Source organism: Methylosarcina fibrata AML-C10 (assembly GCF_000372865.1).
Taxonomy (GTDB): Bacteria; Pseudomonadota; Gammaproteobacteria; order Methylococcales; family Methylomonadaceae; genus Methylosarcina; species Methylosarcina fibrata.
This window is the reverse complement of record NZ_KB889965.1, coordinates 4105364-4128875: the sequence shown is the minus strand read 5'-3', so window position 1 is coordinate 4128875 and position 23512 is coordinate 4105364. Positions and strand designations below refer to the sequence as shown.

Below are 23512 nucleotides of genomic sequence, written 5' to 3'. Positions count from 1 at the left end.
CCCAGGACGTACCCCGTCCGTAAAATGAGCCCTCATCCTGTTGTCATTTTTAAGGAGAAGATCATGGGCAGATTTATTTTCAAAAAACCAAATAAAAACAGAACGGCAAAAGCTTCAGCCTCGCATGAGCTCCCGCCCCAGCCATCCGACTCCTCAACCTCATACGAAGAAATCAACCTGGCGGCAGCCGCATCCGGAGTCAAGGAAGGCCCTTCCTGGACAACGCCCGAAAAATTTGCTTTTTTCAAACACCGGTTCAGGACGGCCCGCCCACCCGGAAACGATCTTTTTTTGTCCGAAAATGCCACTGAACCTAAAAGAAAGACAAAACAGGAAGGCGCACCCGCTCAAGAAAAACCGCCTCTCCTGCCCGGCTGCGCTGCCGAGCACCGGCTTCAGGAACAATGGCAAACCCAGGACCGCGCCTGTAATTTCTACCATAAGCAGGTGCTGGATTTTCTGGCTCCCAAAATGCAGGAATTCATCCAGCGCCAGGAATTCCTGTTCGTCGCCACGGCGGACCGCCACGGCGAGTGCGATTGCACGTCGAAATTCGGCAAGCCCGGCTTTATCCGGGTACTGAGCGACAAACACTTGATCTATCCGGAATATCGGGGCAACGGCGTGTTCGCCAATACCGGCAACATGATGGAAAATCCTCATATTGCCCTGCTGATGATCGATTTCACTCAGGATACGGTAGGGCTTCACGTCAACGGCAAGGTCCGGATCGTCAGCAACGAAGAACTGCTCGAGTGCCGGGACAAGCTGAGCGAGGACGTCATCGAGGAAATTCATCAGGAAGGAAAGAAATGCCCGGAACGCTGGGTCATGGTGGAGGTGGAAGAAGCCTACATTCAATGTTCGAAACACATCCCCCTGATGAAAAAACTGGACAAGAAAATCGAATGGGGCACCGACGACGTCGCCGCCAAGGGCGGCGATTATTTTCAACTGATGCAGCTTCCGCTGTACGATCGGATCGGCGGCGACAAGGCCTTGGAGATCTGTACCGATCTGTTTTACCGGAAAGTATTGCATGACAAACTGGTCGGGCGTTTTTTTCAGGACGTCGATATGGAAAAACAGCGCCTGAAACAGAAATCCTTCCTGACTATGGCCTTCGGCGGGCCTTACCAGTACACCGGCGCCGATCTCAGGACAAGTCACAAACGCCTGGTGGATCAATACGGACTGTCCGACGTGCATTTCGATCGGGTCTGTGAGCTCTTTCGGGAAACGGTGACCGAAGTGAATATTCCGCCCGATCAGGTAGAAGAAATAATGAAGATTCTGGAAGGCACGCGCGAGTCGGTTTTGAACCGGTAACCGAAAAACGTCGCCGCAATGTTCAGGCTCAACGGCAAATTGAGCGAACGCAGGATGGAACGCATCGCTTTTTACCATCACCCCGGTTTAATAACGACAACTATAAAAAAGGGGACACCATGAAGACAAAAAATGAAGCCGAAGCCATCGGTAAATTATTCTGGCAAAAATCCTTCTTTGCCGGCAAGGATTTAGCCGCGCCCCCTTCACACCCGACCCGAAACGACGCACCGAAGGAACACCCCGGCCTTACGGATTCCAGCGAATACTGGCTGAATCGGCTGTTTGCCGGCATCGGTCCGAATCAGCAACCCGGCGACGTGATGAGGGTATTCAAAAAAGGCAGGATCGTCCTGGAAATTCCTGTGCGGGGACTGGCGCCGGTCACGCTGATCGGCCGACACCGGAGCGCCGATTTACGGCTCGAATCCAATAAAATGGCGCCCTATCACGCCGTCATCCTCCACGACTCCGGAAAGTTCTATCTGGAAAGCCTGGATGCCGAAAACGGCCTTTACCTGAACAGAAAAAAACTGCCGCTAAAAAAACGGATTCAGTTATACGACGGAATTCTCATAGACCTGCCGGGCTATCGACTGGCGTTTTCACTGGCCGGCGCACCGCCTGTCGGCGAAGAGAATCAGCCTTTATCGGAACCCGACGCCGTCCCCGACTTTTTTTATTCACCGCCGGTGGCGCCCACTCCCCTGCGGATCCATCTGATCGAAAACCTGGAGCGTTTGAAAACATGGAATCCGGGCCTTACCCGGTTACGGGTCGTCGATATCCTCGACGAAACCCACGATTGCAAAACCTTTCGCCTGATGCCGGTGCAGCCGCTCCTGTTTTGCTACAAACCGGGCCAGTACGTCACCTTCATACTGAACGTCAACGGCCGGGAAGTCAGACGTTCCTACAGCCTGTCGTCCAGTCCCTCGCGCCCCCATTTACTGGAAATCACCGTCAAGAGAGTACCGGACGGGCTGGTGTCCAACTGGTTCTGCAATCAGATCAAACCGGGTGACGAGCTGACCGTAACCGGACCTTTGGGTCATTTCACCTGTTTCGCATCCTCGTCCCGAAAACTGCTGTTTATCGGGGCCGGCAGCGGCATCGTCCCCATTCTTTCGATGTTGCGCTGGATCGCGGACACCGCTGCGGAAGTCGACGTCAAATTGCTGGCGTCCTTCAAATCGCCGCAGGAGATTATTTTCCGCAAAGAGCTGGAGATGCTGTCGGCGCGCACCGGCCGCTTTCAGGTCGCGTTTACGCTGACCTCGAGCTGGTCGGGAACCGAGCATTGGACCGGGTTTACCGGGCGTATTAATGCCCCCATGCTGAACTTGTTCGTACCCGATCTTATTGAACGCGACGTCTTTCTGTGCGGCCCCGATCCGTTTGCGCAATCTCTCAGCGGCATTTTGCGGGACATGGGCTATGACATGTCGCGGTATCACACGGAAAGTTTCGGCTCGGGACGCTCCGCCCCGCCTGCCGCCAAGACCGGCGGAATTGCGCAGCTCAGAGGCACTCTGCACAAAGTCCGTTTTGTCAAGTCCGGCATAACGGTCGACACCGATGAACACACCACGCTTCTGGAACTGGCCGAAGCGCACGGCATCGAGATCGATTACAGTTGCCGCAGCGGCAGTTGCGGCGAATGCGAAGTCAAATGCCGAGGCCAGGTCAGCATCGGCCCTCATTGCGAAATCGACGAAAAAACCCGCAAAGCCGGTTTTGTTTATACCTGCTCGAGCACCGCCGCTTCCGATCTTGAGCTCGATATCTGAGCATGGAAACGCCATAGTTCCTTGGTATCAACCCGGCTTTTCCTTTTCGTTTCGGCGTAAGCAAAACGGCCGGCAGCCTTCGAGTCATCGGTCCGGGATACACAGGCTCCGCCGGAATCCATTATCATAAGTCGTCATTCTTTTTACTGCCGCCATCGAGCCGTTCTCAGGGGATTTATGAAACAAGGTCTGCTGCCGATTCTCGCCCTATTCATTCTGGCCTGCCAGACTCTGTCCGCACGCGAACTTAAACCGGAACGCCCGCCGGTCGACAAACCCGCTCCGAGCCAATCCGCGCTGCAGTGCGTCGCCTTCAGCCCTTATGTCGGCGGCCTGACTCCGGATTACGGGCCTCCTCCCTCGCCGGAGTTGATCCGGCAACTGCTGGATACCATCGTCCGGGAAACTCCGTTCCGCTGCATCATGACCTACGGCGTCTTAAACGGTCTGGACGTTATTTTTCCGGAAGCGAAAGCAAGGCATCTTAAAGTCGTCGCCATTCTCTGGATCGACAAAGACGTTGCCACCAATTCGCAATCGATCGCCAAAGGGATCGAAGTCGCCAGGGCTTTTCCAGAAACAATCGTCCGGCTCAGTTGCGGTTCGGAAGTCAGAACACGCCACGGCAACCGGTACGACGGCGAAATCAGCCGCTGCCTCGATGCGCTCCGGGAAGCTCGGGTCACTCAGCCCGTCACCACGATCGACATCTGGTGGGAATGGTGTAACCGCTCATCTCCCTGCCAACAAACGGTGTTCGCGCGCTCCGTGGACTGGGTGGGAGTCAATGTTTTTCCGTGGTGGGAAAACAAGCACGCCGGCGTCCATTCCTGTACGCCGGCCGAAAAAGCGGCCGAGTTTCATATCGAACGGCTTTCGGAAATCAGACGCACCTATCCCGGCAAGGAAGTCATTCTGACCGAATTCGGCTGGCCTCACAGTCCCGAAGGAGGCACGGAAACCAATATCCATACCGGAGAGCGGTGCGGCATCGCCGGCCGCAAGAATCAGCAACAGGTGATCCGGTCCACCTTCCGGAAACTGGCGGAAAAAGGCTGGTCCGGGACCGTTTTCGAAGCATTTTCGGAAAACTGGAAGTCCGGCAGTGAAGGCTCGTTCGGAGGCGCCTGGGGAATCTGCGAAGGCCAGCCGCCTTATGCCTGCATGCCAGGCCTGTCGGCTCCGGGAAAACACTCCCCGAAGAAATAAGCCGGCCGGGGCCCGGCCGAGTTGTTTCTATCATGGCTTAGGCAAAATACTATATAATTAGAATACTTTGAGGTTGACTCTTTATAAATTGCTCAAATAAGTCCGGCCAGACGTTTGAGGTAAACTCATTATCGATTAAAAAACGTCTACACTATTGTTTAAAGCAAATTCCCGGTTTTTATGAACGTCTTGCCGTCGTATTAAAAACCGAAACTCTCTGAACACAGCCGATTGCTCAATTCAACTCTGCGCTCATGCACATAGAGTCTGAAAGCTGTGCTCGTTTTCAACCGTATAACTTTAATAATAAATTTTGAGAAGCCCGTTTAATGCTTAAATCGAAATCGATTCTTTTTATTTTGCTGCCGCTCTGGCTGTTGTTCATGTCGGGAGCCAGTTATGGACGTTATGCCGCGATCATGATCGATGCGGACACCGGCAACGTCCTGCATGAGGTGGAGGCGACGCAGCCCTGGTATCCGGCGTCGTTAACCAAAGTCATGACGCTTTATATGACTTTCGAAGCGCTCAATACGGGACAGATCCAGTTGTACGACAACATGACCGCCTCCGCCCATGCCTCCCGCCAGCCGACCAGCAAGCTGGGTTTGAGGGCAGGAGAAACACTGACCGTCGAAGACGCCATTCTGGCATTGATCACCCGTTCCGCGAACGATGCCGCGGTCGTCCTGGCCGAACATCTGGGCGGCACCGAGGAAAATTTCGCGCGCAAAATGACCGCCAAGGCGCGCTTGCTGGGCATGCACAGCTCCCGCTTCATGAATGCGACCGGTCTTCCCAACGAACAGCAAGTGACGACCTCCCGCGACATGGCCATCCTCGCGTGGAAAATTCAACGCCATTTCCCGGAATACTATCCTTATTTTTCCAGCCACAGTTTTTTTTATAAAGGTAGGGAGTTGCGCGGAATCAACAAGTTTACCGCCCGCTATCCCGGCGCGGAAGGAATGAAGACAGGCTTTACCTGCGGCTCCGGTTTCAATCTGATCGGCGCCGCCCATCAAAACGGCAAGCATCTGATCGGCGTAGTATTGGGGGGGATGACCAGCGCCGAGCGTTATCAACTCATGATGAATATGATGGATAACGGCTTCAGCAACCGGTATACGGCCGATGCCGGGCGGAACATCGATGCCATCCCGGCCGGCTACGGCGGCGAACCGCCTTATCAGCTCGACTGCGGCAAAGGCGCCAGAAACTCTCCGGTGTCGTCCCTGGCCCAAAACGAAGATCTCAAGCCACGATATCTAAAGACAAGATCGGCCGGCAAGAGTACCAAGCGTTACAGCAAGGTTCAAAAAGCCCAACTGGCCGGCAAACGAAAATATGGCAGTAAAAAATGGGTAGCCGCCAGGAGTAAAAACGCAAGCACCAGGATAAAGGCCGCCGGCAGCAAAAAAGCCCGGTCCGGCGCCGCCAAAACCAAACTCGCCAAGTCCGGCAAAACCCGTCTTGCCTCGGCCGGGAAGTCATCGAAAACGGTGAAGGCTAAAAAAATCGCCGGCAAGTCCGGAAGTAAAAAACTGGCCAGCACCGGGACGGGAAAGAGCAAGCATTATCACCGCCCCGGCTAAGCCGAAGATATCCCCGACGAACGCTGCCGCCGGATGCGCTGCGCACCTCGATAGGCCCGGGATAAACTTGTCCTGGCTGCGGAACTCCTTGACTTAACGGCAATACCCTCTTCACGCCCGGCCTGCCGTCCCGCTAAAGCGCCTCGCAGCAACTCGACAAACTGAATCTCAGCAGCAATATCGTCGTCAGAATCGGATAAACCAGATAATGGTCCTGCAGTTCCAGACTGGCCAAAACGCAAATCATCAGAATCCAGGGCTGCAATCCGGCCTGCCCGGATAACAGGCGCATCCGATGCAACGTGTCCTGATCGAGCTTGTCGCGTTGATTGATGAAAACCAGCGAAACGAAAACGGTCATGCCGGCAAAAAAAATCGGGAAGAAAAAGAACATCGGAGAGTCCCGCCCGAAAATGGGCTGCCAATAAGCGTACCAGGTGATAAGACTGCTGATGAAAAAGAATTCGTACCAGAGCCGCTGCGCTCCTCTTTTTAGCATCATGCCGACAATCGCGAGCACGGCTCCCGACAAACCGATATAAATAAAAACGGGCGAAGCCAGAATGTCCCGCAAAGGACTCTCCGTTTGCACAATAAAACTTAAAGCGAGACTGGCAGCGATGAATAGCAACATGAAGAGTCCGGGAAATAATGTAAATAAATACCGGGGATTCGGCCCAGCGTGATCGACATCATAATCATAAGCTTAGCGCAACATGATTATGCACAGAATTAATTGAAGCGGCCAAGCCTTGTTTATTCGCCATGCGCTGTGGAATTCATCAGCCAATTAGAATTATCTCATTGATTATAATATAAGATTTTTTATACCGATCGACCGAAGAAGAAGCCAATGGCCGATTCTGAACAAGTTGTCTAGACCTTATCCACAAAGTTATACACAGGCTGCCGGGATAAAAACGGCTTTATTTCTCTAAAAGCCATCGGCGAATTTTTCTGTCGCCGGATCAAAAACCGCCGGCCTTACAGAAACAGACCGAACGGCTCGACCAGAACCGTTTCGCCGGGCTGCACTCCCCGGCAATCGGCCGGCAGCACGATGTAACACTGGCTTCGGCTCATCGGTTCCAACCGGTGAGAGCCCTGGCCGCCCGCCGCCGACACAAAATAATCGCCGTCCGCATTCTGGGCAAGAATGCCGCGCTGGAACTCCTGCCTGCCAGGCGCTTTTTTCAGCCTGGAAGTGCAAACCGCCTTGATCCGCAAACGCTGGCCCGGATGCGTACCCGAAAGCCGTCTCAACGCCGGCTCGACCAGTTGATGGAAGGTGACGAATACGGAAACCGGGTTGCCCGGCAAGCCGAAATAACAGCATCGGTCGATCATGCCGAACGCCAGGGGTTTTCCGGGCTTGATCGCGACTTTCCACAAATGGACCCGGCCGAGTTCGGCCAGCAACTCCTTCATGTAATCGGCTTCTCCCACCGAAACGCCGCCCGTCGTAATGAGGACGTCGAAATTTCTTGCCGCTTCAAGCAGGCAGGCGGCAAGTCGCTCTCTGTTGTCGGGGATGCGGCCCAGATCGGCGATGCTGTATGCAGGATCCTTCAATAATCCGCCCAGTCCGTAACGGTTGCTGTCGTAAATCTTGCCGGGTTCCAGAGGACGACCGAGCGCGGTCAACTCGTCCCCGGTCGAAAAATAAGCGATGCGCAGGCGCCGCTTCACGTCAACCTCGACAATACCGGCGGCCGCCAGTAAAGCGATGTCCATGGGCGTCAGTTTTTTGCCTTCGGTCACCAGCAGGCCGCCCTGCTCAACGTCCTCGCCCGCCTCCCGGATGTTTTGACGGGCTGCGGTATCGGCCGGAAAAAGAATGTTTTGGTCTTCGGCGGCCACCGCTTCCTGCATGACGACGGAATCGGCCGCCGGCGGCACCACGGCTCCGGTAAAGATCCGGATGCATTCGCCTGCCTGCAATTGACCGTCGAACGGCCGGCCCGCCCACGAGCTGCCGGCCAGGCGCAAGCTGAAAGGCTGCCCCGGCATGATGTCGCGGCTGCTGAAGGCATAGCCGTCCATCGCCGAGTTCCTGTCGCAGGGAATGTCGATCGGCGAATAAACGGTTTGCGAAAGGATGCGCCCGAGCGCCTCGTTCAAAGAGGTTTTTTCCCGTCCCGCCACGGACTCGACCGCGGCGACTATGTTCTCTCTCGCTTCCTCGACGGACAGAAGCGGGTTCGGTTCCAGGCTGCAACGATCCTTCATTGACGGCTCGCGCTCCAGTTCAAAACGAATTCGGCGATCAGCCTCGGCTGATTGATGTCCAGCCGGACCAGACGGCCCGGCAAGGCTAAAGGACTGTCGCTGGCAACCGCGAAGATATGGGGATCTTCGGGATAAAGCATCGGCCGATTCAGAGCTTCTCTGTGCAGCTCGATTTTGGGAATCGGTTCCGACTTGAATCCTTCCACCAGAATAAGGTCCAGGCCGGTCTGGTCGAACGCCTTGAGCTGGTCGTCCAGCCGGGGTTCGTCTTGAGCGGCAAATTCGGTTATGATGGCGCGCCTCTTCCGCGATATCAGCATCACCGGAGACGCTCCGGCTGCACGCAAGCGGAAGCTGTCTTTTCCCGGATGGTCGATGTCAAAGCTGTGATGGCTGTGTTTGATTAAACCGACCTTCAATCCCCGTTGTCTCAACATGGGAATGAGTTGCTCCAGCAACGTGGTCTTCCCGGTACCGCTGGCGGCGGCAAAACCCAAAACAGGGACGAGAACATTTTTCATATCGAGTAAAACATGGGTTGGTTAGCGGAGGACGCCCTATTCTAAGGTATTATTTATCCTAGTACCATGTGAAGAGCGTTCTGGACATGTATAATACCGGAGTAAGCATTGATCCGTATCGTTTTGATTCTTTTTCTGCTCGTCGTCGCATTTTATGGTTTGCGGACCTTTTTGAAAACGTCGCCGGCGGTTCTGGCTCGCCACTTCAAATCCCTGCTGCTGATCATGGCATTGCTCGCCTTTCTGTATTCCGCTTTCGCCGGATGGCTGGGCTGGCTCGCTGCTCTCGCAGGGGTCGTCATGGCCACCCTGTTCAGGCTGCTCCCGGTTCTTCTCCAATACGCCCCCCAATTGCACCGGTTGTGGCTGGAGTGGACGGCCGCCAATCAGCGCAAACGGGGCTATCAGCGCCCTCCCGGCGTAAAGGACGGCATGACGATTGCCGAGGCCTATGAAGTCCTGGGGCTCAAAGCCGGCGCCTCCGAGCAGGAAATCCTTGCCGCTCACCGAAGATTGATGCAAAAAATACATCCCGACCGAGGCGGATCGGATTATCTGGCGGCCAAAATCAATTTGGCCAAAAAGATTTTGTTAAAAAAATAACGCGCCATGGATTTAAACCCCTGCTTTTTCCGATTGATTTCGGCGTCGTTTCTGTTGCTGACGTCCGGCTGTACGCCTCGCGCGGATCTCGCTCCGGTCGTCGTGCACAATCAGCGTTTCAGCAGCTTCACCCAGGAAACGGAAAGCCCATACCGGAATGGCTTGCCGGGTCGTGAAACGACTGCGGCCACCGAACAAAATCAGGTCGACGGCGCTAAAAATAAGGTTGATAATAGCGGCCGGCCGGAAGAAAAGAGCCGAAAATCGAATCATTCCGGAGCCGCACCGATACCGTCCGGGACGAAACTTCAGACGGTCGAATCACCCGGCGCCCTGCCCCATGCCGTTGAACTTCCAGGCGATCGGCCGGACGTGCCGATCGCGAACCGTCATCCGGCACCGCCGCCTCAGCCGCCGGATGGAAAGCACGGCAACAGGCCCAGCCGTCCCCTGACGGACGATCCCTCCGGAACACGAAACGGCAAGACAAAGCCGGCGGCTGCGATCTCGACCAATTCCACCCGCAGAAGCAAAAAAACCGTCCGGCGATCCCCTACCGAGGAAAAGGCCGTCTCGTCGGAAAAACGCATCAAATTGAAAAAAAATTCAGCCATTTCAATTGATAGTAAAAATATGCTAATGTTAAGCTTTCAATGGCCGCTAAAAGGAAAAATTAAAAAAAATTTTTCCCAAACCGATAGTAAAGGCATCGACATCCTCGGCACTCGCGGACAGACGGTAAAGGCTTCGGAAGCCGGAAAAGTCGTTTACAGCGGACAAGGCCTCATTGGATTCGGTAATTTACTGATCATCAAACACAATAACGACTATTTGAGCGCCTACGCCAACAACAGCAGCCTGATGGTCAAAGAAGGACAGAAAGTACGAAGAGGCCAGGATATCGCCAGACTCGGCGCGGCGGTATCGAAAAAGCCCGTGCTGCATTTTGAAATTAGAAAAAACGGAAAGTCGGTCAACCCGCTTTCCTTGTTGCCAGACAAATGAATCGCATCAATATAGATAGCCTGAAAACCGGGGAGTTAATATGAAAGAAGAATTAATAGATCCCTCTGAAGATGATATTAATCTCCCTTTTGAGGATGACCTGTTTTTTGAAGAAGACGACTTTGACGCAAAAGCCGACTTGAACGACATGCTGGATCTGGACGATATGCCGTCGGTCAAATCGCGGGACGATCATCTGGATGCGACCCGGGTTTATCTGAACGAGCTGGGCCGGTCGAAATTGTTGACGGCCGACCAGGAAAAGCACTACGGCGCGAAAGCCTTGCGGGGCGATCCCGATGCCCGTAAGGTCATGATCGAAAGCAATTTGCGCCTAGTCGTGAAAATTTCCAGACGCTACCTCAACCGCGGACTGCCGCTGCTCGATCTGATCGAAGAAGGCAATCTGGGATTGATCCGGGCGGTGGAAAAATTCGATCCTGATCGGGGATTCCGCTTTTCGACCTATGCCACCTGGTGGATCCGGCAGACGATCGAGCGGGCCATCATGAATCAGACCCGGACGATCCGGCTGCCGATTCATATCGTCAAGGAAATGAACATCTACCTGAAGGCGCAACGCCATCTGGCGCAAGTGCTCGATCACGAGCCGACTCCCGAGGAAATCGCTCAGCATCTGAACAAGCCGGTCAGCAAAGTCGAAAAAATGCTCAAACTCAACGAGCGCGTCACTTCGGTCGACGTGCCCACCGGCAAGGACATGGACAAGCCGCTGGTCGAATCGATTTCGGACGAGGACAGCCTGTCCGCCGACGAGCAGATACAGGAAAACGGCATTCGGGAAAGCATTTCCAGTTGGGTTTTCCAGTTGCCCGAAAAGCAGCGGGAAGTTATCTGCCGGCGCTACGGACTGTGCGGGTACGAATGCGAAACCCTCGAAGAAGTGGCTCAGGAGTTGAACGTGACCCGCGAGCGCGTCCGGCAGATTCAGATGGACGGTTTAAAACGCCTGAAAGAGATTCTCCACTTCAACGGCTACTCGTTCGAAACAATATTCAATTAACCGACAAAAACTGCATCGGCCAGTCCCGATAATTGAAGACCTGTCCCTGTTCACGCACCGTCTCGATTTCATCCAGCGAGATTTCCGCCATCACCCACTGCGTCGCATTGAGTTCGCCGACGGCAAGCACGCCATTGTCCGGAAATCCATAATCCACCGGCGTATAAATGGCGGCCGCACCGATGTTGACGTCGACGGCCTCCGACCAGGGCGCCGAACCCACCGTCGGCGACTGCACGACAAAACATTGATTCTCCAGCGCTCTGGCCTGGCAGCCGATCCGGACCCGATGATAACCCGCCAGCGTGTCGGTGCAACTGGGCACCAGAATCAGGTTGGCCCCCGCTTCGACCTGTTGCCGGGCCAAAAAAGGAAATTCGCTGTCGTAACAGATATTGATGGCGATTTTTCCGAAGTCCGTATCGAAGCACTTGATTTCCTCTCCGCGATGAATGAGCCATTGTTCGTTTTCAAACCGGGTCATCATCAATTTGTCCTGATAATCGACCTGACCGCCGGGCATGAATAGAAAAGCCCGGTTGCGGTAGGTGCCGTCCTTCATTTTGACCGGAAACGTGCCGGATTGGATGTAGCAGCCGTGCTGCCTGGCCAATCCCTGAAACAAAGCGAGATAGTCGTCCAGCACCGACTGCAGCGCCGTCAGTTGCCGGCTCAGCGACGAATACACATCCCGTCCGAACAGCGAGGCCAGCTCCATGCTGGCGTATTCAGGAAACAGCAGAATTCTCGCCTCCGAACGGGCGGCATCGGCCACCCAGCGTTCGATCTTTTGCCGATAGCGCTGCCAGTTGTCGAAAAAGCCGATATCGTATTGAGCCGCTGCTATCTTAACTTTCATGTTTCAGCCAGAAGGTCATGGGTTTCGGGGTTTCCGTTTCGTCGTCGAGGTCTTTCCAGAGATACGTGGTTTTAAGCTCGGGGTGCTTGACGTAGCCGCGCTTGTTCCAGAATTTGTCGAGCGGCACATAATCGGCCGGGCGGCGCGGATGATCCACAGGCCGTTCGACGCAGCAGAAGGTGACGTGCTTGAAGCCGCCCAGCTCCTGTGCATGCGCCTCTCTTTCTTCGAAAAAACGCACGCCGATACCCAATCCACGGTAATTTTTGTCCAGCACCGATTCGCTGCAATAAAACACTTCGTTCAGATCGTAGCCGTGTTCGATAAACGGTTTCTGCAGTTCTTCGGTCTCGAATTTCATCGGAATCGCAGTCGAGGCGCCGACGATTTTATCGCCGTCGAATGCGATCACAATCACGCTTTGCGGGCAGTTCAAATACGTTTGCAGATATTTTTCTTCATATTCGTAGGTGCCGTCGTACAGATACGGAAACTCACGGAACACCTGGATTCTAAGCCGCGCAAGTTCCGGAATGTATCGCTCTATTGCCTTGCCGCTAAATCTTTCAATGCGAATTGTCTTGGACATGGAGTTAATCGATCGATATGTAAAAGATTGATATTTTACCAAAATTTTGCCTGTCTTGCGTAGTCCGGCGTGCTTGCTCCAGGCCGCTTACGCCGGCCATACAAATCCGCCGTTCCGGCGGCATTCTACCTTCCATCCTTGCGGCCTTCTCTCCCGAATGGACCGGCAGCGTGAGAGCCGGCCTGCGGACGGAGCGGCGCAGCGCCATTTTCTTCTCTACGGATTTGCCAGAAAAGAAGGAATCTTCTATGATTAACTCCAACACAAATCTTCAAAAATATATAGAAATTTCAATATGATCCGACATATTCCAAAAATCTAACACCTGCTCTAATACCTACTTTACCGATAGATCAATAATTTTTTTAACTCATCGGCATCCCGATCTACTTCCCGATTAAGGCGATTATGACCAAAAACTTACTGATGGTGCGGGCAAACGGAAATTATCATGATTGACATTCAACGCTACATTGCCGAAAAAGGACTGATTGCCGAACTGCCGACGATCACGTTGAAAGTACTCGAGATCATCAATCAGGAAAGCGCCACGCTGAACGATCTGGCCGAGGTCATCAAAGTTTCTCCGTCACTGACGACAAAAATTTTGCAGGTAGCCAATTCAAGCTACTTTTCCATCAACGGGCAAGTATCGAGCGTAGACCGGGCCGTCGCCGTACTAGGACTCAAAGCGGTGGCCACCCTTGCTTTGTCCATTTCGCTGCTCAGCGAGATCAGTAAATCCAAAGGCAGCCAGGAACTCTATCAACGCTGGGAACGTTCGTTCTTTACTGCCGTGGCCGCCCGACTGCTCGCCGAAAAAAGAGGCGTCCCCGAGCAGGAAGAATGTTTTGTTTCAGGCTTGCTGACCGACATCAGCTACATGTTTCTTTACCGGCATTTCCCGGAGGAATACAACGCACTCATGCAGCCCGGAATCAGCGAGACCGATCGCTTGAGCCTGGAGATGGAGTACTTCGGCTTGACCCATGCCGAAATCTCGGCTTTGCTGCTGCGCCAAGCCAGGATACCGCCACTGTTGATCAAACCGGTCGAATATCATCATACCCAACATATTCCGACCAAGGCTTACGAGCCAAGCACCTTGCTGATGTGCCAAGTCGTTTATGCGGCCGCCGGCATCACCGCTTTGTTTTATCAGGACACCAAAACCGGCTGCACGCTGAAGCAGGAACTCGAAGAAATCCTGGAACTGCCTCCCAAAGACATCGATCACATCTTCGTCAGCATCAGCAGTAAAGTGAAGGAAGTCGCCGAGCTTTTCGGTTTCCATCCCGATAATTTTCCTTCCTATTTCGATATCCTGCAAAAAGTCAATGAAAAATTGGTCTCGATAAACCTGAGCTACGAAGAATTGCTGCGCCATCTGAAGGAAGAAAAAGAAAAAACGGACCGCTTGGCGACGAAACTGGAAGAAGCCAATCGCAAGCTGCTGGAAATTGCGCTCAAGGACCCTCTAACAGGCGTGTATAACCGGCGTTTCCTTTACGAAATGGTGGACAAGAGAATGGCCGACGCCAGGCGCAATCAACGTCCTCTGTCGATCATAGCCGGCGACATCGATCATTTTAAACGGGTCAACGACACCTACGGCCACGGCATCGGCGATACGGTGCTGAAAAAGACGGCGCTGCTGATGTCCGACTGCCTGCGCACCGGCGACATTCTGGCGCGCACCGGAGGAGAAGAATTCATCGTCGTTTGCCAGGTGGCCAATGCCCAGGCGGGGGCTCTCATCGCGGAACGTATCCGGAGCCGGCTTGAGCAGACGCCCATCCGCCTGAACGACGGACGGACGATTCAGGTCACCATGAGTTTCGGCGTAGCGATGTTCGAGCCGCACTTTCAGAGCCGCGAAGACTTCATCAATCTGGCCGACGAGCGCCTGTACAGCGCCAAGCGCGCCGGCCGCAACCGGGTGCATGCAGGAACCTGAGTCCACCGGGGCTCCGTTTTTCTTAATAAGGCTGAACCCGCCTGACTGCGATGGGTTTGGAAATACGTGCCTTAATGGTTCGTTCCTTGCCGCCTCGCAGGATGTCCAGACTGACCATATCGCCGACCTGCATCAAGGCAATATGACGATACAGTTTGGTCGCGGAGTCTACCGACTGGCCATTGACGGCAACAACCACGTCCCCTCTCTGGATGCCCGCCTGTTCCGCGGCCGACCCCGGAATCACACCGGCGATCACCGCGCCCTGCTGCCGATCGATATTAAACGCGCTGGCTAAAGCGGGCGTCAGATCCTGGATCTGAATGCCCAACTGCCCTCTTTGAATCTTGCCGAAGCGGATGATCTGATTCACGATCAAATCGGCCAGATTGATCGGAATGGCGAAACCGATGCCGACATTGCCGCCCGCCGGTCCCACGATGGCCGTGTTGATGCCGATCAGTTCTCCCTGAAGATTGACCAAGGCCCCGCCCGAGTTTCCGGGATTGATCGAAGCATCGGTTTGAATGAAATCTTCATAGCCTTCGATGCCGAGACTGGTGCGCCCCAGGGCGCTGACGATTCCCGAGGTGACGGTCTGCCCCAGACCGAAAGGGCTGCCGATCGCCACGACGAAATCGCCTACCTGCAATAAATCCGAATTGCCCTTGGGCAACTGGACCAGATTATCGCCTTTGATCCGGATCAAGGCGATGTCCGTGGTCGGGTCGCTGCCGATCAGCGTCGCGTCCAGATTATGGCCGTCCTGCAGGGTCACGGTAATCTTGTCGGCCTTGTCGATCACGTGATTGTTGGTGATGACGTACCCTTTGGCGGCATCGATGATCACGCCCGATCCGAGGCTTTGCTGTTCCCGTTCTATCGGCATGTTGGGAATGTCGAAAAACTGGCGGAAAAAAGGATCCCGAAAGAGAGGATTTTCATCCATGCGAATCCGGGTCGTCGTGGAAATGTTGACCACTCCCGGCACCACTTTTTTCAGCATCGCGGGCAAGGGATTATTGACCAACGGCATCATTTCCGCCATGACGGGGATCGGCTCCAACCCTGCGGCCAGCAGCATCGAGAGCACGAACGCTCGGAGATGGAAGGACAGTCTTTTTTTCATGTTGACTCCTTAATCAATTATCAAGCCTAATCCGGGGGCCGGATGAATAAAATCCGGCCGAGACAACGTGTAGACTCAATTTATGAAAATAGATTCAGACGGAGAGCTTCAACTTCAGCTCGAGGAAAACGAAAACGCTTTCCGACGGGAGGCTTCCGTTCGAAAATTTCGCCTCGTTGTCAGATTAACTCTCCCTGCCTGCAATATAAGGCCGCCTCGAAGCAATCACGAATCGTCGGGCATCGCTTGCAACAAACGGTGTCATTTCCCCTATCCGACTCGGGGCATTGCCTTCTATAATACGTTTCCCGACAATTATTCAGCGATGCCGGGCGCTACGAATCCATTGCTTAGGTTGGGTTAGCTCGATAGAGCGTAACCCAACAATCGAAGCCTGATCCGTCACAACAATGCGTTGGGTTACGGCCAGCGCCTTTTATGCCCTTTAGGGTAAACCCAGCCTACGTTTCTTTCAGCCCATAAAGGGTGCTCCGTGACCTTGGATTTTCAATGAATACTTTATTCGACTACGCCGAAGCCTGCCTGCACCGGGACGACATCGACGAAAAACTGGCCCTGACTCACGAAGCGACGCAGTTGGTAAGCGAAGGTCGGCTGAGTCTCGACCCCTCCGCTCCGATCCGGCCTATCGCCGAAGTCCGGTTTCCGATGCGGCCCAGGCTGTTGCCGCCGCAGCAAATGCCGAAGAGAAAACTCACGACGTCCGAAGGCGTCGCGGCGTTTTTTCATGCCATCGCCCACGTCGAATTCATCGCGATTTATCTGGCCTGGGACCTGCTTTACCGGTTCCGCGGCTTGCCCGAATCCTTTTATCGGGACTGGCTGAGGGTGGCCGACGAGGAAGCGCAGCATTTTGCACTGATCCGCGATCATTTGCGGACGATGGGCCTCGATTACGGCGACTTGCCGGCGCACGGCGGTCTCTGGGAACACGCGACCGATACCGCGGATCACCTTCTGGCGCGGCTGGCGATGGTGCCCCGCTGCATGGAAGCGCGCGGTCTGGACGTCACGCCGGCGCTGATCGAAAAATTCCTCCAGCTCGGCGATCAGCGAAGCGCCGCCATTCTGACGCGCATTCTGACCGATGAAGTCGGGCACGTGGAACTGGGCTCGATCTGGTTCAAATACGCCTGCGTCGCCCAGGGCCTCGAACCCGTGGCGCAATACCGGCAGCTCATCGAAATCTACTACAAGGGCGGCAAACCAAAAGGCCCATTCAACAAAGAATTGCGTATAATTGCAGGTTTCTCGAATGCTGAACTGGACTGGCTGGAGCAACAACCGCAATGAAGACAAAAAACATATTCGATTATCCTTTGTTCGCCTTGGGATTCAGGCCTTTTTTTGCTCTGGCCGGATTCTCCGCGCTGATTCTGATCCTGTTGTGGAATGCGATTTTCAAAGGCACCTGGGCGGCCGAAAACTACTTCACCCCCACGTACTGGCATGCGCATGAAATGCTGCTGGGCTATTCGGTCGCCGTAATTTCGGGATTTCTGCTAACCGCGGTGAAAAATTGGACCGGCCGGCCGACCCTGACCGGCGATCAATTGGCAGGGCTTTGCATTTTATGGCTTTACGGGCGCATTGCGCCGTTTTACGCCAACCTGCTGCCGGATGGCCTGATCGCCCTGATCGATCTGGCGTTCCTGCCTCTTTTAGCCTACCACGTCACCAAACCGATCCTGGCCGCCCAGCAATACCGGAATCTGATTTTTACCGCCCTGCTTTTGTTTCTGGCTTACGGCAACGGCCTGATCCACAGCGAAATGCTGGGACTCAAGGCGCATACGGCCATGGTGGGCTTGCAACTGGTGGTGGGCACCATCGTCATCCTGATCCTGGTGGTTGCCGGCCGGGTCTTTCCTTTTTTTACCGAGCGGGGATTGCCGGGCACGCTGGCCATCCGGAATCCGCAATTCGACCAGGGATCCGTCGTCTCCGCGGTGCTGGTGTTCGGCCTGCTGTTGTTCGATGTTTCCGGAATCTGGCTGGCCCTGCCCGCCCTGCTCGCGACCGTTATCAACATCGCCCGGGTGGCGGGCTGGTACGTGCAAAGAATCTGGTACGTGCCGCTGCTTTGGGTGCTGTACATAGGCTACGGCTGGATCATCCTGGGCTTCGCGTTAACGGCATTGTCGGCGTATTCGCTGATTCAGCCTTCGCTGGCGATGCATGCGTTTACCCTGGGCGGCATCGGCGTTTTGACGCTGGGGATGATGGCGAGAGTGGCGCTGGGCCACACCGGACGGGCGCTTCGGGCTTCCAACGCGATCGCGATCGGCTTCGTGCTGATCAATGTCGCGGCTTTCTTCCGGGTTCTGCTGCCGATCGCCTGGCCCAACGGCTATGAAATCTTTATTTACGGCTCGACGCTGGCCTGGCTGGCCGCCTTTTCGCTGTTCATTTTCGTCTACGGCCCGATACTGACCAGTCCAAGGATCGACGGCAAGGAAGGTTAGGATAACTTCCACTTATGGTTCCCACGCTCTGCGTGGGAATCCCCCGCAAGGACGCTCTGCGTCCCGAACCGCTGGAGCGGTTCAGTCTGCATTCCCACGCAGAGCGTGGGAACGATGAAAGGAAGGTTAAATGTTTAGAGCATTTTCATACGGCAAGTTTGAAGCCGTGGTTCTTGTGCCACGAAAAAAGAAGGCGGGGCCAGGAATGGCCCTGCCTTCAACAAGCGTCCGTTGCGGGGGGACTCCGGGTAAACTCGTTCCTATGCTCAGTCTACCGCCTGGCTGACGGCCGTGAAACTCAGCAGCGCCAACAGGCCGATGTTAAGTTTTTATAATCAGACCGTCGGGTTCATAAGCTTTTATCCATCAAGAAGCCAGCCCGGCACCCGTCGCCCCGGAAAACGCGGCCCCGTCAATCGTCGTCATCGATGCGTTGCAGTAAGTAAGTGTCGGTAACAAAATATGAAGACAAACTGTAACCGATCATGTCCCCTTTATTATTGATGTCCAATATCTTGGATAGCTTTTGATCCGCCGGCATGTTCTCCACGCTGTCGGCCACGTTTAACCGCACGCCGCCGGGCTTGGTCACCAGATAGCTTTTGCCGTCCGACGTCGAGGTAATGACGATCAGATTGTTGTCATTGAACGCCAGGAAATTGCTGATGGTCGGAAATTCCGGCGTCCCTTCGACGAAATAGGTCTTGAATTTTCCTTTTTTGTCCCATAGCCCGATGCGTTCCGTACCGCCGCTGACGAACGAGTAGCCGAGCACTTTCCCGCTGTTGTTGATGTCCACGGCCCAACTGTCCGATTCCGTCGGCAAAGGATCCAATTGCGTCGTTTTGCCGGCTTTTGTATCGAGTAAAATGCCGCGGTTGTGTCCCGACGAGATGGAGTTCGTACCGGATACGGTCCCTTCGTTGTTGACGTGGAGAAATAAATAAGGCAATGCGTTCGGCCCGAAATCGAGCGCGGTGGTCTTGCCGTTCTTGTATAGGAAATACTCCGATGACGCCACGATCGCCGTGCCGGAATCATTCAGATCAATTACATAGTCAAATTCGGTATTGGCCGGAATGAGTTCCACCTGGCTTCCCCGGAACAGGGCGGCCTGGGTAAGGAAGTTATCCGGGTCATTCACTACCGCTCCTCCCACCGTGCCGCTTTCGTTGGCGGCAACGGTAAAGCCGGGGTTTATGATGGTTACCACCCCGTCTTCATAGACGGCTACATAAATGATGTCCGTCTCGTCATACAGCGTCCCATACACCCGGCCACTGTCGTTGATCGCGATCGGATCGAAAAAAAGAAATCCCGGCGGTAGCACGGCATCCTCGAGCGAAACATAACGATAGCGAAAATCTTCCTCCGCCAGGGCGGACAGGGCCCACAATCCCAGAATCAGCATAAGGACCCAACTGAAACGGCCTGGCGGAGGACACAGGTAGGCCCTCAACTCATGAAAATTTCCGACATCGTTTCTTGAATCAATTTCTTTATTGCTTATGACCAGTGATAAGCGGCTTTTCTTGAATTCGGTTTTCATAGCATTACCTATCTTTTTGGGTTTAATCCGGTTGTCTGGCGGTTGCCCGGTTATAGGACTTTCGACAATTTTCTTCTCCTGCGGAGAATGGCTACGAAAGTAGAGTACACGAAGTCGACTTACAGATAGGGTACAGATTGGAAAGTTTTTCTTTTAATGCCGGCCGGACACAGACCGGCGGCATTCACGGCAAAGGTAGGGTACGCACCGCGTACCAGGAACTCGATCACTCTGCCCGTTTTGAGAAGGTACGCGGTGCGTACCCTACTCAGCCGTCGCTCAGTTTACGGTAAAGATCCTGCGTTTCGGCGGTCGGGCTGATGCCGAGATGGGTCAGCAGCGCCTGGCGGCAGCGCTGATAGACGGCCAGCGCTTCGGCGCGCCGGCCCAGTTGAGCCTGGCAGATCATCAGCCGGCGGTAAAAGCTTTCCGCCGCCGGTTCGACTTCGACAACCCGGTGGTAGCAATCGAGAGCGGCCGGCCAGTCTTCTTCCTGTTCCAGCGAAGCGCCGAGATGCTCCGACAGTTTCAGAAAGTGGCTGCGCAGGCGCTCCCGAAAGGTCAAGGCCCAGGCGGCGGGCTCCCCTTCCAGAAAAGGCCCCCGGTAGCGGTTCAGAGCGGCTTGCAGCGTCTTCTTGTCGATGCGCTCCGGGTGGTGGGCGATGCGGTCGAACGCCAGCGCGTCGACCCAGACTAAATGAGGATCGAGCGACAAATAGCGGTCCTCCAGCCGAATCGCGTGGTCGTGTTTCATCAGATGCCGGAGGCGGTGCAGCGTGGTACTCAATGCTTGGTCGGCCGCATCGCCTATCGCCTCGGGCCATAGGATGTCGGTCACGCGGGACGGATGAACGGCGGATCCTCCCAGAGCGCAGAGCAGCTTGATCAGTTCCAGCAGTTTGTTTTGAGCCTTGCGGGACGCACGGAGCGGCTGGCCGTCGCACAGGAGGTCGAAGCGGCCCAGCGTGTAAATCCGCACCAGCCACGGCCAGCGGTCCGACGCCAGGGCGGGATCGGGCGGAACCCATTGATAACGGCGAATCATGGCCTGCACGTGCTCCACCTCGATGCCGGCTTCGAGAGCGCGATTGTACAAGGGGATCATCAGCGGAGGGCCGCCCAGGTCGAACAAGGGACCGCCCATGATCCGGCTCAACCTGAGAGCCTCGACAAGCCGGTCAAGCCCGAGCGGTTCCTGATGGGCTTGAAAGGCCGTCGTCGCTTCCGTCACCAGACAAAGATGCTCGAGCAGCTTGCTGTTCATCGCTCGAGCGATCTCCCTGGCTTGATTCAAGTGCTCCCGGGCTTCAGCCGTTTGCTCCAGGCGGAACAACGCCCGCGCCAGGTCGATGCGGCAATTGGCTTCCGGAAAGGGCTTGCCGGCGGCTATGGCCATCGCCGCGGCCGTGCGGGCTTCTTCCGCGGCCTCGACCCAATTGCCGCGCTGCCCTGCCGCATTCGAGCGCAAATGATGATAAAACGAGAGGTCCTTATAGTGATTCTTGTACGGATGGTTCTTGATCATCTCTATGATGGCTTCGACTCCGGCCATATCGCCGTTAATCAGAAGACAGTTTCCCTGCATCGTATACAAAATAACATCCCACAGATGCAGACCGGTACGCTCCGCCATGGCCAGGGCTTCCGAGGCGCATTGCCGATAGCCGTCCGTATCGCCGAAGACAGCGTGGAACGCCCCGCGCCCTCCTACCGCGCGCCAGAGAATATAGGCGAGAGGCGATATCGTTTCCGAATGAGTATAAGAGTCCAGCCGTTCGATGATCAGGCGGATCTTGTGCGGATCCCCTTGCCATCCCACATAGTTGGTCACAAAGCTGCCCAGCAGGATCGACAGCTCCAGGTGATTGACCGGGTCGAGCAAACCCGGAGCCCGCTCCGACCAGGCTTGCACGAGATCGTCCTGGGGTCTTCGAAACATCACGGTAGCAATGGCGCAAGCGGTGCGCAACTCGACGTCGGGGGAAGGGTATTCCGGATGCCGCAGCCGCAACCGTTTGAACTCCTCGATCCAGGGATCGACCAGATGGAAATCGTCGAACTCGTTCATATACGTTTCCATGAGGCCGGACCAGGACGAATACAGTCCGGCCGTGTCGTTCTGACGATCAAAAACCCAATAAGCCCGTTCGAACAGATCCCGCGCCTCGGCCGGACGCAGCGGCGATTTGGCCATGCCCTGCCAGAACAGCAGCCAGGGCTCGGCTCGAACTGTCGACGGAAGCGTATCGATCCACTGATCCAGCGTTCGATGCCGGCCCGCGGCGAGCAGCGAAGGCGCTTCCCGGAGGATCAATCCGGCCAGCGCCGGCCATTCTTCCGCCTCCTTATAGAGGTGGGCCGCGCGATCGGCCTGCCCCGCTTCGGCCAGCAAATCCCCGGCGCATTTTTGAAGACGCCGCCATTCACTCGCTGCGAATACGCTCCGGGCCTGGTCGAGCAAAAACGCCCGAAACAGGGCGTGATATTCATAGACCGGTTCGCCCTGCCCTCGCTGGACCACGAAACAGTTTCGCCGCTGCAACTCGGCCAACACCGCAGCAACCTCGGAATCGCCGGTAATCCGTGCCAAATGAGAGATCGTCATCGCCGGCAGCAACGCCGAACAGACGAGCCCACACCGGACCGTGGGCGAAAAGTGCCCGAAAACTTCCGTAGTGAAGTAATCGAAGATCAATTGCGGATTGCCTCCCGCTTCCTCCGTTTCAGAAGCGCCGTGGCCGGCTGCCTGATGGGTTCCGAGCAAAAACACGAAACCGGCGATCCAGCCCTGGGATTGCTTCAATATCCGATCTACCCGTTCGGCGTCGATCGCTTTTGGGTTTCTCTGCCCGGATTCGGCAAAAGTTTGGGCTTCCTCGGCCGTCAGATTCAGCTCCTCTCCGTGCACGACGGCGAGATCGCCGTGCAGGCGCAGCCTCGTGAAAGCCGGCGGCGGCTGTGTTCGGCTCAGAATCATCAGGCCGACGTCGGGCGGCAGAGAACCGGTCAATTCCCGGACAATCTCGTGCAAAGCGGCGTCGGGAGGAACCTGCTCGTAGTTGTCCAGGACGATCAGGGCCGGCTTTTTCAGGCACTTGGCCAGGGCTTCGGCGTACAGGCGGACAAAGGCAGTTAATCCCGGCACGTATTCCGGCGTCAGCAAGGGCAGGCTCTGGCGGCTGCGGGGCGCCGCCTGCTGAATGGCCTGCTTCAAATGGAGAAAAAAGCTTGCCGCGTCCGCATCGCCGGCATCGATCTGGTACCAGAGATGAGTCAGCGATTTTTCGGACAGATACGTGCTGGCCAGCGTCGTCTTGCCGGCTCCCGGCGGTCCGACCAGCCAAAGGATGGCGCTCTCTCGAAGTCGGTCAAGCCGTTGGAACAGGCGCGGGCGCAAAACCGGATTGTGGAGCCGAGGCGAAACCAGCTTGGCTGAGAAAGGGGCCCGGTTCGGCGGGAGCTTTATTAATCGGGTCAATTGGATTCTCCGTCCTCTATAGCTACCTTTCGAATTTTAGAGGCTTAGCTTCTTTTACCCTAACACTTTTTCCTAGGAGAATAATAAAAGAAGTTCCGTAGGCCGGACAGGCTTGTCCCGAGCTTGTCGAAGGGCTATCCTTCCGGCTTGCCGAGGAGTC

General features: G+C 55.3%; 19 protein-coding genes. 10 read left to right on the top strand and 9 right to left on the bottom strand.

Annotation, left to right across the window (positions count from 1 at the left end; genetic code table 11):
- Positions 1-32: 32 nt before the first annotated feature.
- On the bottom strand, positions 33-248 hold the full coding sequence (locus A3OW_RS28355; RefSeq protein WP_198291339.1) for a hypothetical protein: 216 nt from the start codon (positions 246-248) through the stop codon (positions 33-35).
- A gap of 43 nt (positions 249-291) precedes the next feature.
- Here A3OW_RS28355 and A3OW_RS25470 point away from each other — a divergent pair, with 43 nt between their 5' ends.
- The 4 genes from A3OW_RS25470 to A3OW_RS25460 all read left to right on the top strand — a co-directional run bounded on the left by A3OW_RS25470 (position 292) and on the right by A3OW_RS25460 (position 5923).
- The gene (locus A3OW_RS25470; protein WP_198291338.1) at positions 292-1329 is read left to right on the top strand and encodes a globin domain-containing protein; all 1038 of its coding nucleotides are present in this window, start codon (positions 292-294) and stop codon (positions 1327-1329) included.
- Between the two features lie 119 nt (positions 1330-1448).
- Positions 1449-3119, top strand: a complete 1671-nt coding sequence (locus A3OW_RS26620; protein ID WP_020565127.1) for an FAD-binding oxidoreductase — start codon at positions 1449-1451, stop codon at positions 3117-3119.
- Positions 3120-3296: 177 nt separating this feature from the next.
- Complete coding sequence (locus A3OW_RS0119415) at positions 3297-4328, top strand: glycoside hydrolase family 17 protein (protein WP_020565126.1); 1032 nt, start codon at positions 3297-3299, stop codon at positions 4326-4328.
- A gap of 329 nt (positions 4329-4657) precedes the next feature.
- The gene (locus tag A3OW_RS25460) at positions 4658-5923 is read left to right on the top strand and encodes a D-alanyl-D-alanine carboxypeptidase family protein (RefSeq protein ID WP_020565125.1); all 1266 of its coding nucleotides are present in this window, start codon (positions 4658-4660) and stop codon (positions 5921-5923) included.
- Positions 5924-6056: 133 nt separating this feature from the next.
- Here A3OW_RS25460 and A3OW_RS0119405 read toward each other — a convergent pair whose 3' ends face one another.
- The 3 genes from A3OW_RS0119405 to mobB all read right to left on the bottom strand — a co-directional run bounded on the left by A3OW_RS0119405 (position 6057) and on the right by mobB (position 8673).
- Positions 6057-6557, bottom strand: coding sequence for a hypothetical protein (locus A3OW_RS0119405; RefSeq protein ID WP_020565124.1), 501 nt, complete (start codon positions 6555-6557; stop codon positions 6057-6059).
- A gap of 350 nt (positions 6558-6907) precedes the next feature.
- Complete coding sequence (moeA, locus tag A3OW_RS0119400) at positions 6908-8152, bottom strand: molybdopterin molybdotransferase MoeA (RefSeq protein WP_020565123.1); 1245 nt, start codon at positions 8150-8152, stop codon at positions 6908-6910.
- Entirely contained in the window at positions 8149-8673 is a 525-nt protein-coding gene (mobB, locus tag A3OW_RS0119395) for a molybdopterin-guanine dinucleotide biosynthesis protein B (protein ID WP_020565122.1), read from the bottom strand. The genes moeA and mobB overlap by 4 nt, the downstream gene beginning before the upstream one ends.
- Before the next feature lie 108 nt (positions 8674-8781).
- On the opposite strand from mobB, the gene A3OW_RS0119390 reads away from it, so the two are divergent.
- From A3OW_RS0119390 to rpoS, 3 genes are read left to right on the top strand one after another with little or no spacing between them, the layout of a single operon-like run.
- Positions 8782-9276: a DnaJ domain-containing protein gene (locus A3OW_RS0119390; protein WP_020565121.1), complete on the top strand. Its 495-nt coding sequence runs from the start codon at positions 8782-8784 to the stop codon at positions 9274-9276.
- Between the two features lie 6 nt (positions 9277-9282).
- On the top strand, positions 9283-10281 hold the full coding sequence (locus A3OW_RS28725; protein WP_020565120.1) for a peptidoglycan DD-metalloendopeptidase family protein: 999 nt from the start codon (positions 9283-9285) through the stop codon (positions 10279-10281).
- Between the two features lie 40 nt (positions 10282-10321).
- The gene (gene rpoS / locus A3OW_RS0119380; RefSeq protein WP_020565119.1) at positions 10322-11305 is read left to right on the top strand and encodes an RNA polymerase sigma factor RpoS; all 984 of its coding nucleotides are present in this window, start codon (positions 10322-10324) and stop codon (positions 11303-11305) included.
- Here the strand turns inward: rpoS and A3OW_RS0119375 are convergent.
- Positions 11298-12164: a carbon-nitrogen hydrolase family protein gene (locus A3OW_RS0119375; RefSeq protein ID WP_020565118.1), complete on the bottom strand. Its 867-nt coding sequence runs from the start codon at positions 12162-12164 to the stop codon at positions 11298-11300. The genes rpoS and A3OW_RS0119375 overlap by 8 nt on opposite strands.
- Positions 12154-12753: a GNAT family N-acetyltransferase gene (locus tag A3OW_RS0119370; protein WP_026223743.1), complete on the bottom strand. Its 600-nt coding sequence runs from the start codon at positions 12751-12753 to the stop codon at positions 12154-12156. The genes A3OW_RS0119375 and A3OW_RS0119370 overlap by 11 nt, the downstream gene beginning before the upstream one ends.
- A gap of 451 nt (positions 12754-13204) precedes the next feature.
- Between A3OW_RS0119370 and A3OW_RS0119360 the strand changes: the two genes are divergently transcribed.
- Positions 13205-14710, top strand: coding sequence for a sensor domain-containing diguanylate cyclase (locus A3OW_RS0119360; protein WP_020565115.1), 1506 nt, complete (start codon positions 13205-13207; stop codon positions 14708-14710).
- 22 nt (positions 14711-14732) lie between these two features.
- Here the strand turns inward: A3OW_RS0119360 and A3OW_RS0119355 are convergent, their stop codons facing one another.
- A complete protein-coding gene (locus A3OW_RS0119355; protein ID WP_020565114.1) occupies positions 14733-15839 on the bottom strand; it encodes a Do family serine endopeptidase in 1107 nt (368 codons plus the stop codon).
- A gap of 510 nt (positions 15840-16349) precedes the next feature.
- Between A3OW_RS0119355 and A3OW_RS0119350 the strand changes: the two genes are divergently transcribed.
- Positions 16350-17153 (top strand): ferritin-like domain-containing protein, encoded by an 804-nt coding sequence (locus A3OW_RS0119350; RefSeq protein WP_020565113.1) that lies wholly within the window; start codon positions 16350-16352, stop codon positions 17151-17153.
- Entirely contained in the window at positions 17150-18325 is a 1176-nt protein-coding gene (locus tag A3OW_RS0119345) for an NnrS family protein (protein ID WP_020565112.1), read from the top strand. The genes A3OW_RS0119350 and A3OW_RS0119345 overlap by 4 nt, the downstream gene beginning before the upstream one ends.
- Positions 18326-18737: 412 nt before the next feature.
- On the opposite strand, the gene A3OW_RS0119335 is transcribed toward A3OW_RS0119345, so the two are convergent.
- Complete coding sequence (locus A3OW_RS0119335) at positions 18738-19874, bottom strand: hypothetical protein (RefSeq protein WP_020565110.1); 1137 nt, start codon at positions 19872-19874, stop codon at positions 18738-18740.
- A 268-nt stretch (positions 19875-20142) separates the two neighbouring features.
- Positions 20143-23352 (bottom strand): BTAD domain-containing putative transcriptional regulator, encoded by a 3210-nt coding sequence (locus A3OW_RS0119330; RefSeq protein WP_020565109.1) that lies wholly within the window; start codon positions 23350-23352, stop codon positions 20143-20145.
- Positions 23353-23512: the final 160 nt, after the last annotated feature.

Coding starts and splice junctions, on each gene's coding strand:
- A3OW_RS26620 (WP_020565127.1), top strand. CDS start 1,449: ATGAAGACAAAAAATGAAGCCGAAGCCATCGGTAAATTATTCTGGCAA.
- A3OW_RS0119415 (WP_020565126.1), top strand. CDS start 3,297: ATGAAACAAGGTCTGCTGCCGATTCTCGCCCTATTCATTCTGGCCTGC.
- A3OW_RS25460 (WP_020565125.1), top strand. CDS start 4,658: ATGCTTAAATCGAAATCGATTCTTTTTATTTTGCTGCCGCTCTGGCTG.
- A3OW_RS0119405 (WP_020565124.1), bottom strand. CDS start 6,557: ATGTTGCTATTCATCGCTGCCAGTCTCGCTTTAAGTTTTATTGTGCAA.
- moeA (WP_020565123.1), bottom strand. CDS start 8,152: ATGAAGGATCGTTGCAGCCTGGAACCGAACCCGCTTCTGTCCGTCGAG.
- mobB (WP_020565122.1), bottom strand. CDS start 8,673: ATGAAAAATGTTCTCGTCCCTGTTTTGGGTTTTGCCGCCGCCAGCGGT.
- A3OW_RS28725 (WP_020565120.1), top strand. CDS start 9,283: ATGGATTTAAACCCCTGCTTTTTCCGATTGATTTCGGCGTCGTTTCTG.
- rpoS (WP_020565119.1), top strand. CDS start 10,322: ATGAAAGAAGAATTAATAGATCCCTCTGAAGATGATATTAATCTCCCT.
- A3OW_RS0119375 (WP_020565118.1), bottom strand. CDS start 12,164: ATGAAAGTTAAGATAGCAGCGGCTCAATACGATATCGGCTTTTTCGAC.
- A3OW_RS0119370 (WP_026223743.1), bottom strand. CDS start 12,753: ATGTCCAAGACAATTCGCATTGAAAGATTTAGCGGCAAGGCAATAGAG.
- A3OW_RS0119360 (WP_020565115.1), top strand. CDS start 13,205: ATGATTGACATTCAACGCTACATTGCCGAAAAAGGACTGATTGCCGAA.
- A3OW_RS0119355 (WP_020565114.1), bottom strand. CDS start 15,839: ATGAAAAAAAGACTGTCCTTCCATCTCCGAGCGTTCGTGCTCTCGATG.
- A3OW_RS0119350 (WP_020565113.1), top strand. CDS start 16,350: ATGAATACTTTATTCGACTACGCCGAAGCCTGCCTGCACCGGGACGAC.
- A3OW_RS0119345 (WP_020565112.1), top strand. CDS start 17,150: ATGAAGACAAAAAACATATTCGATTATCCTTTGTTCGCCTTGGGATTC.
- A3OW_RS0119335 (WP_020565110.1), bottom strand. CDS start 19,874: ATGAAAACCGAATTCAAGAAAAGCCGCTTATCACTGGTCATAAGCAAT.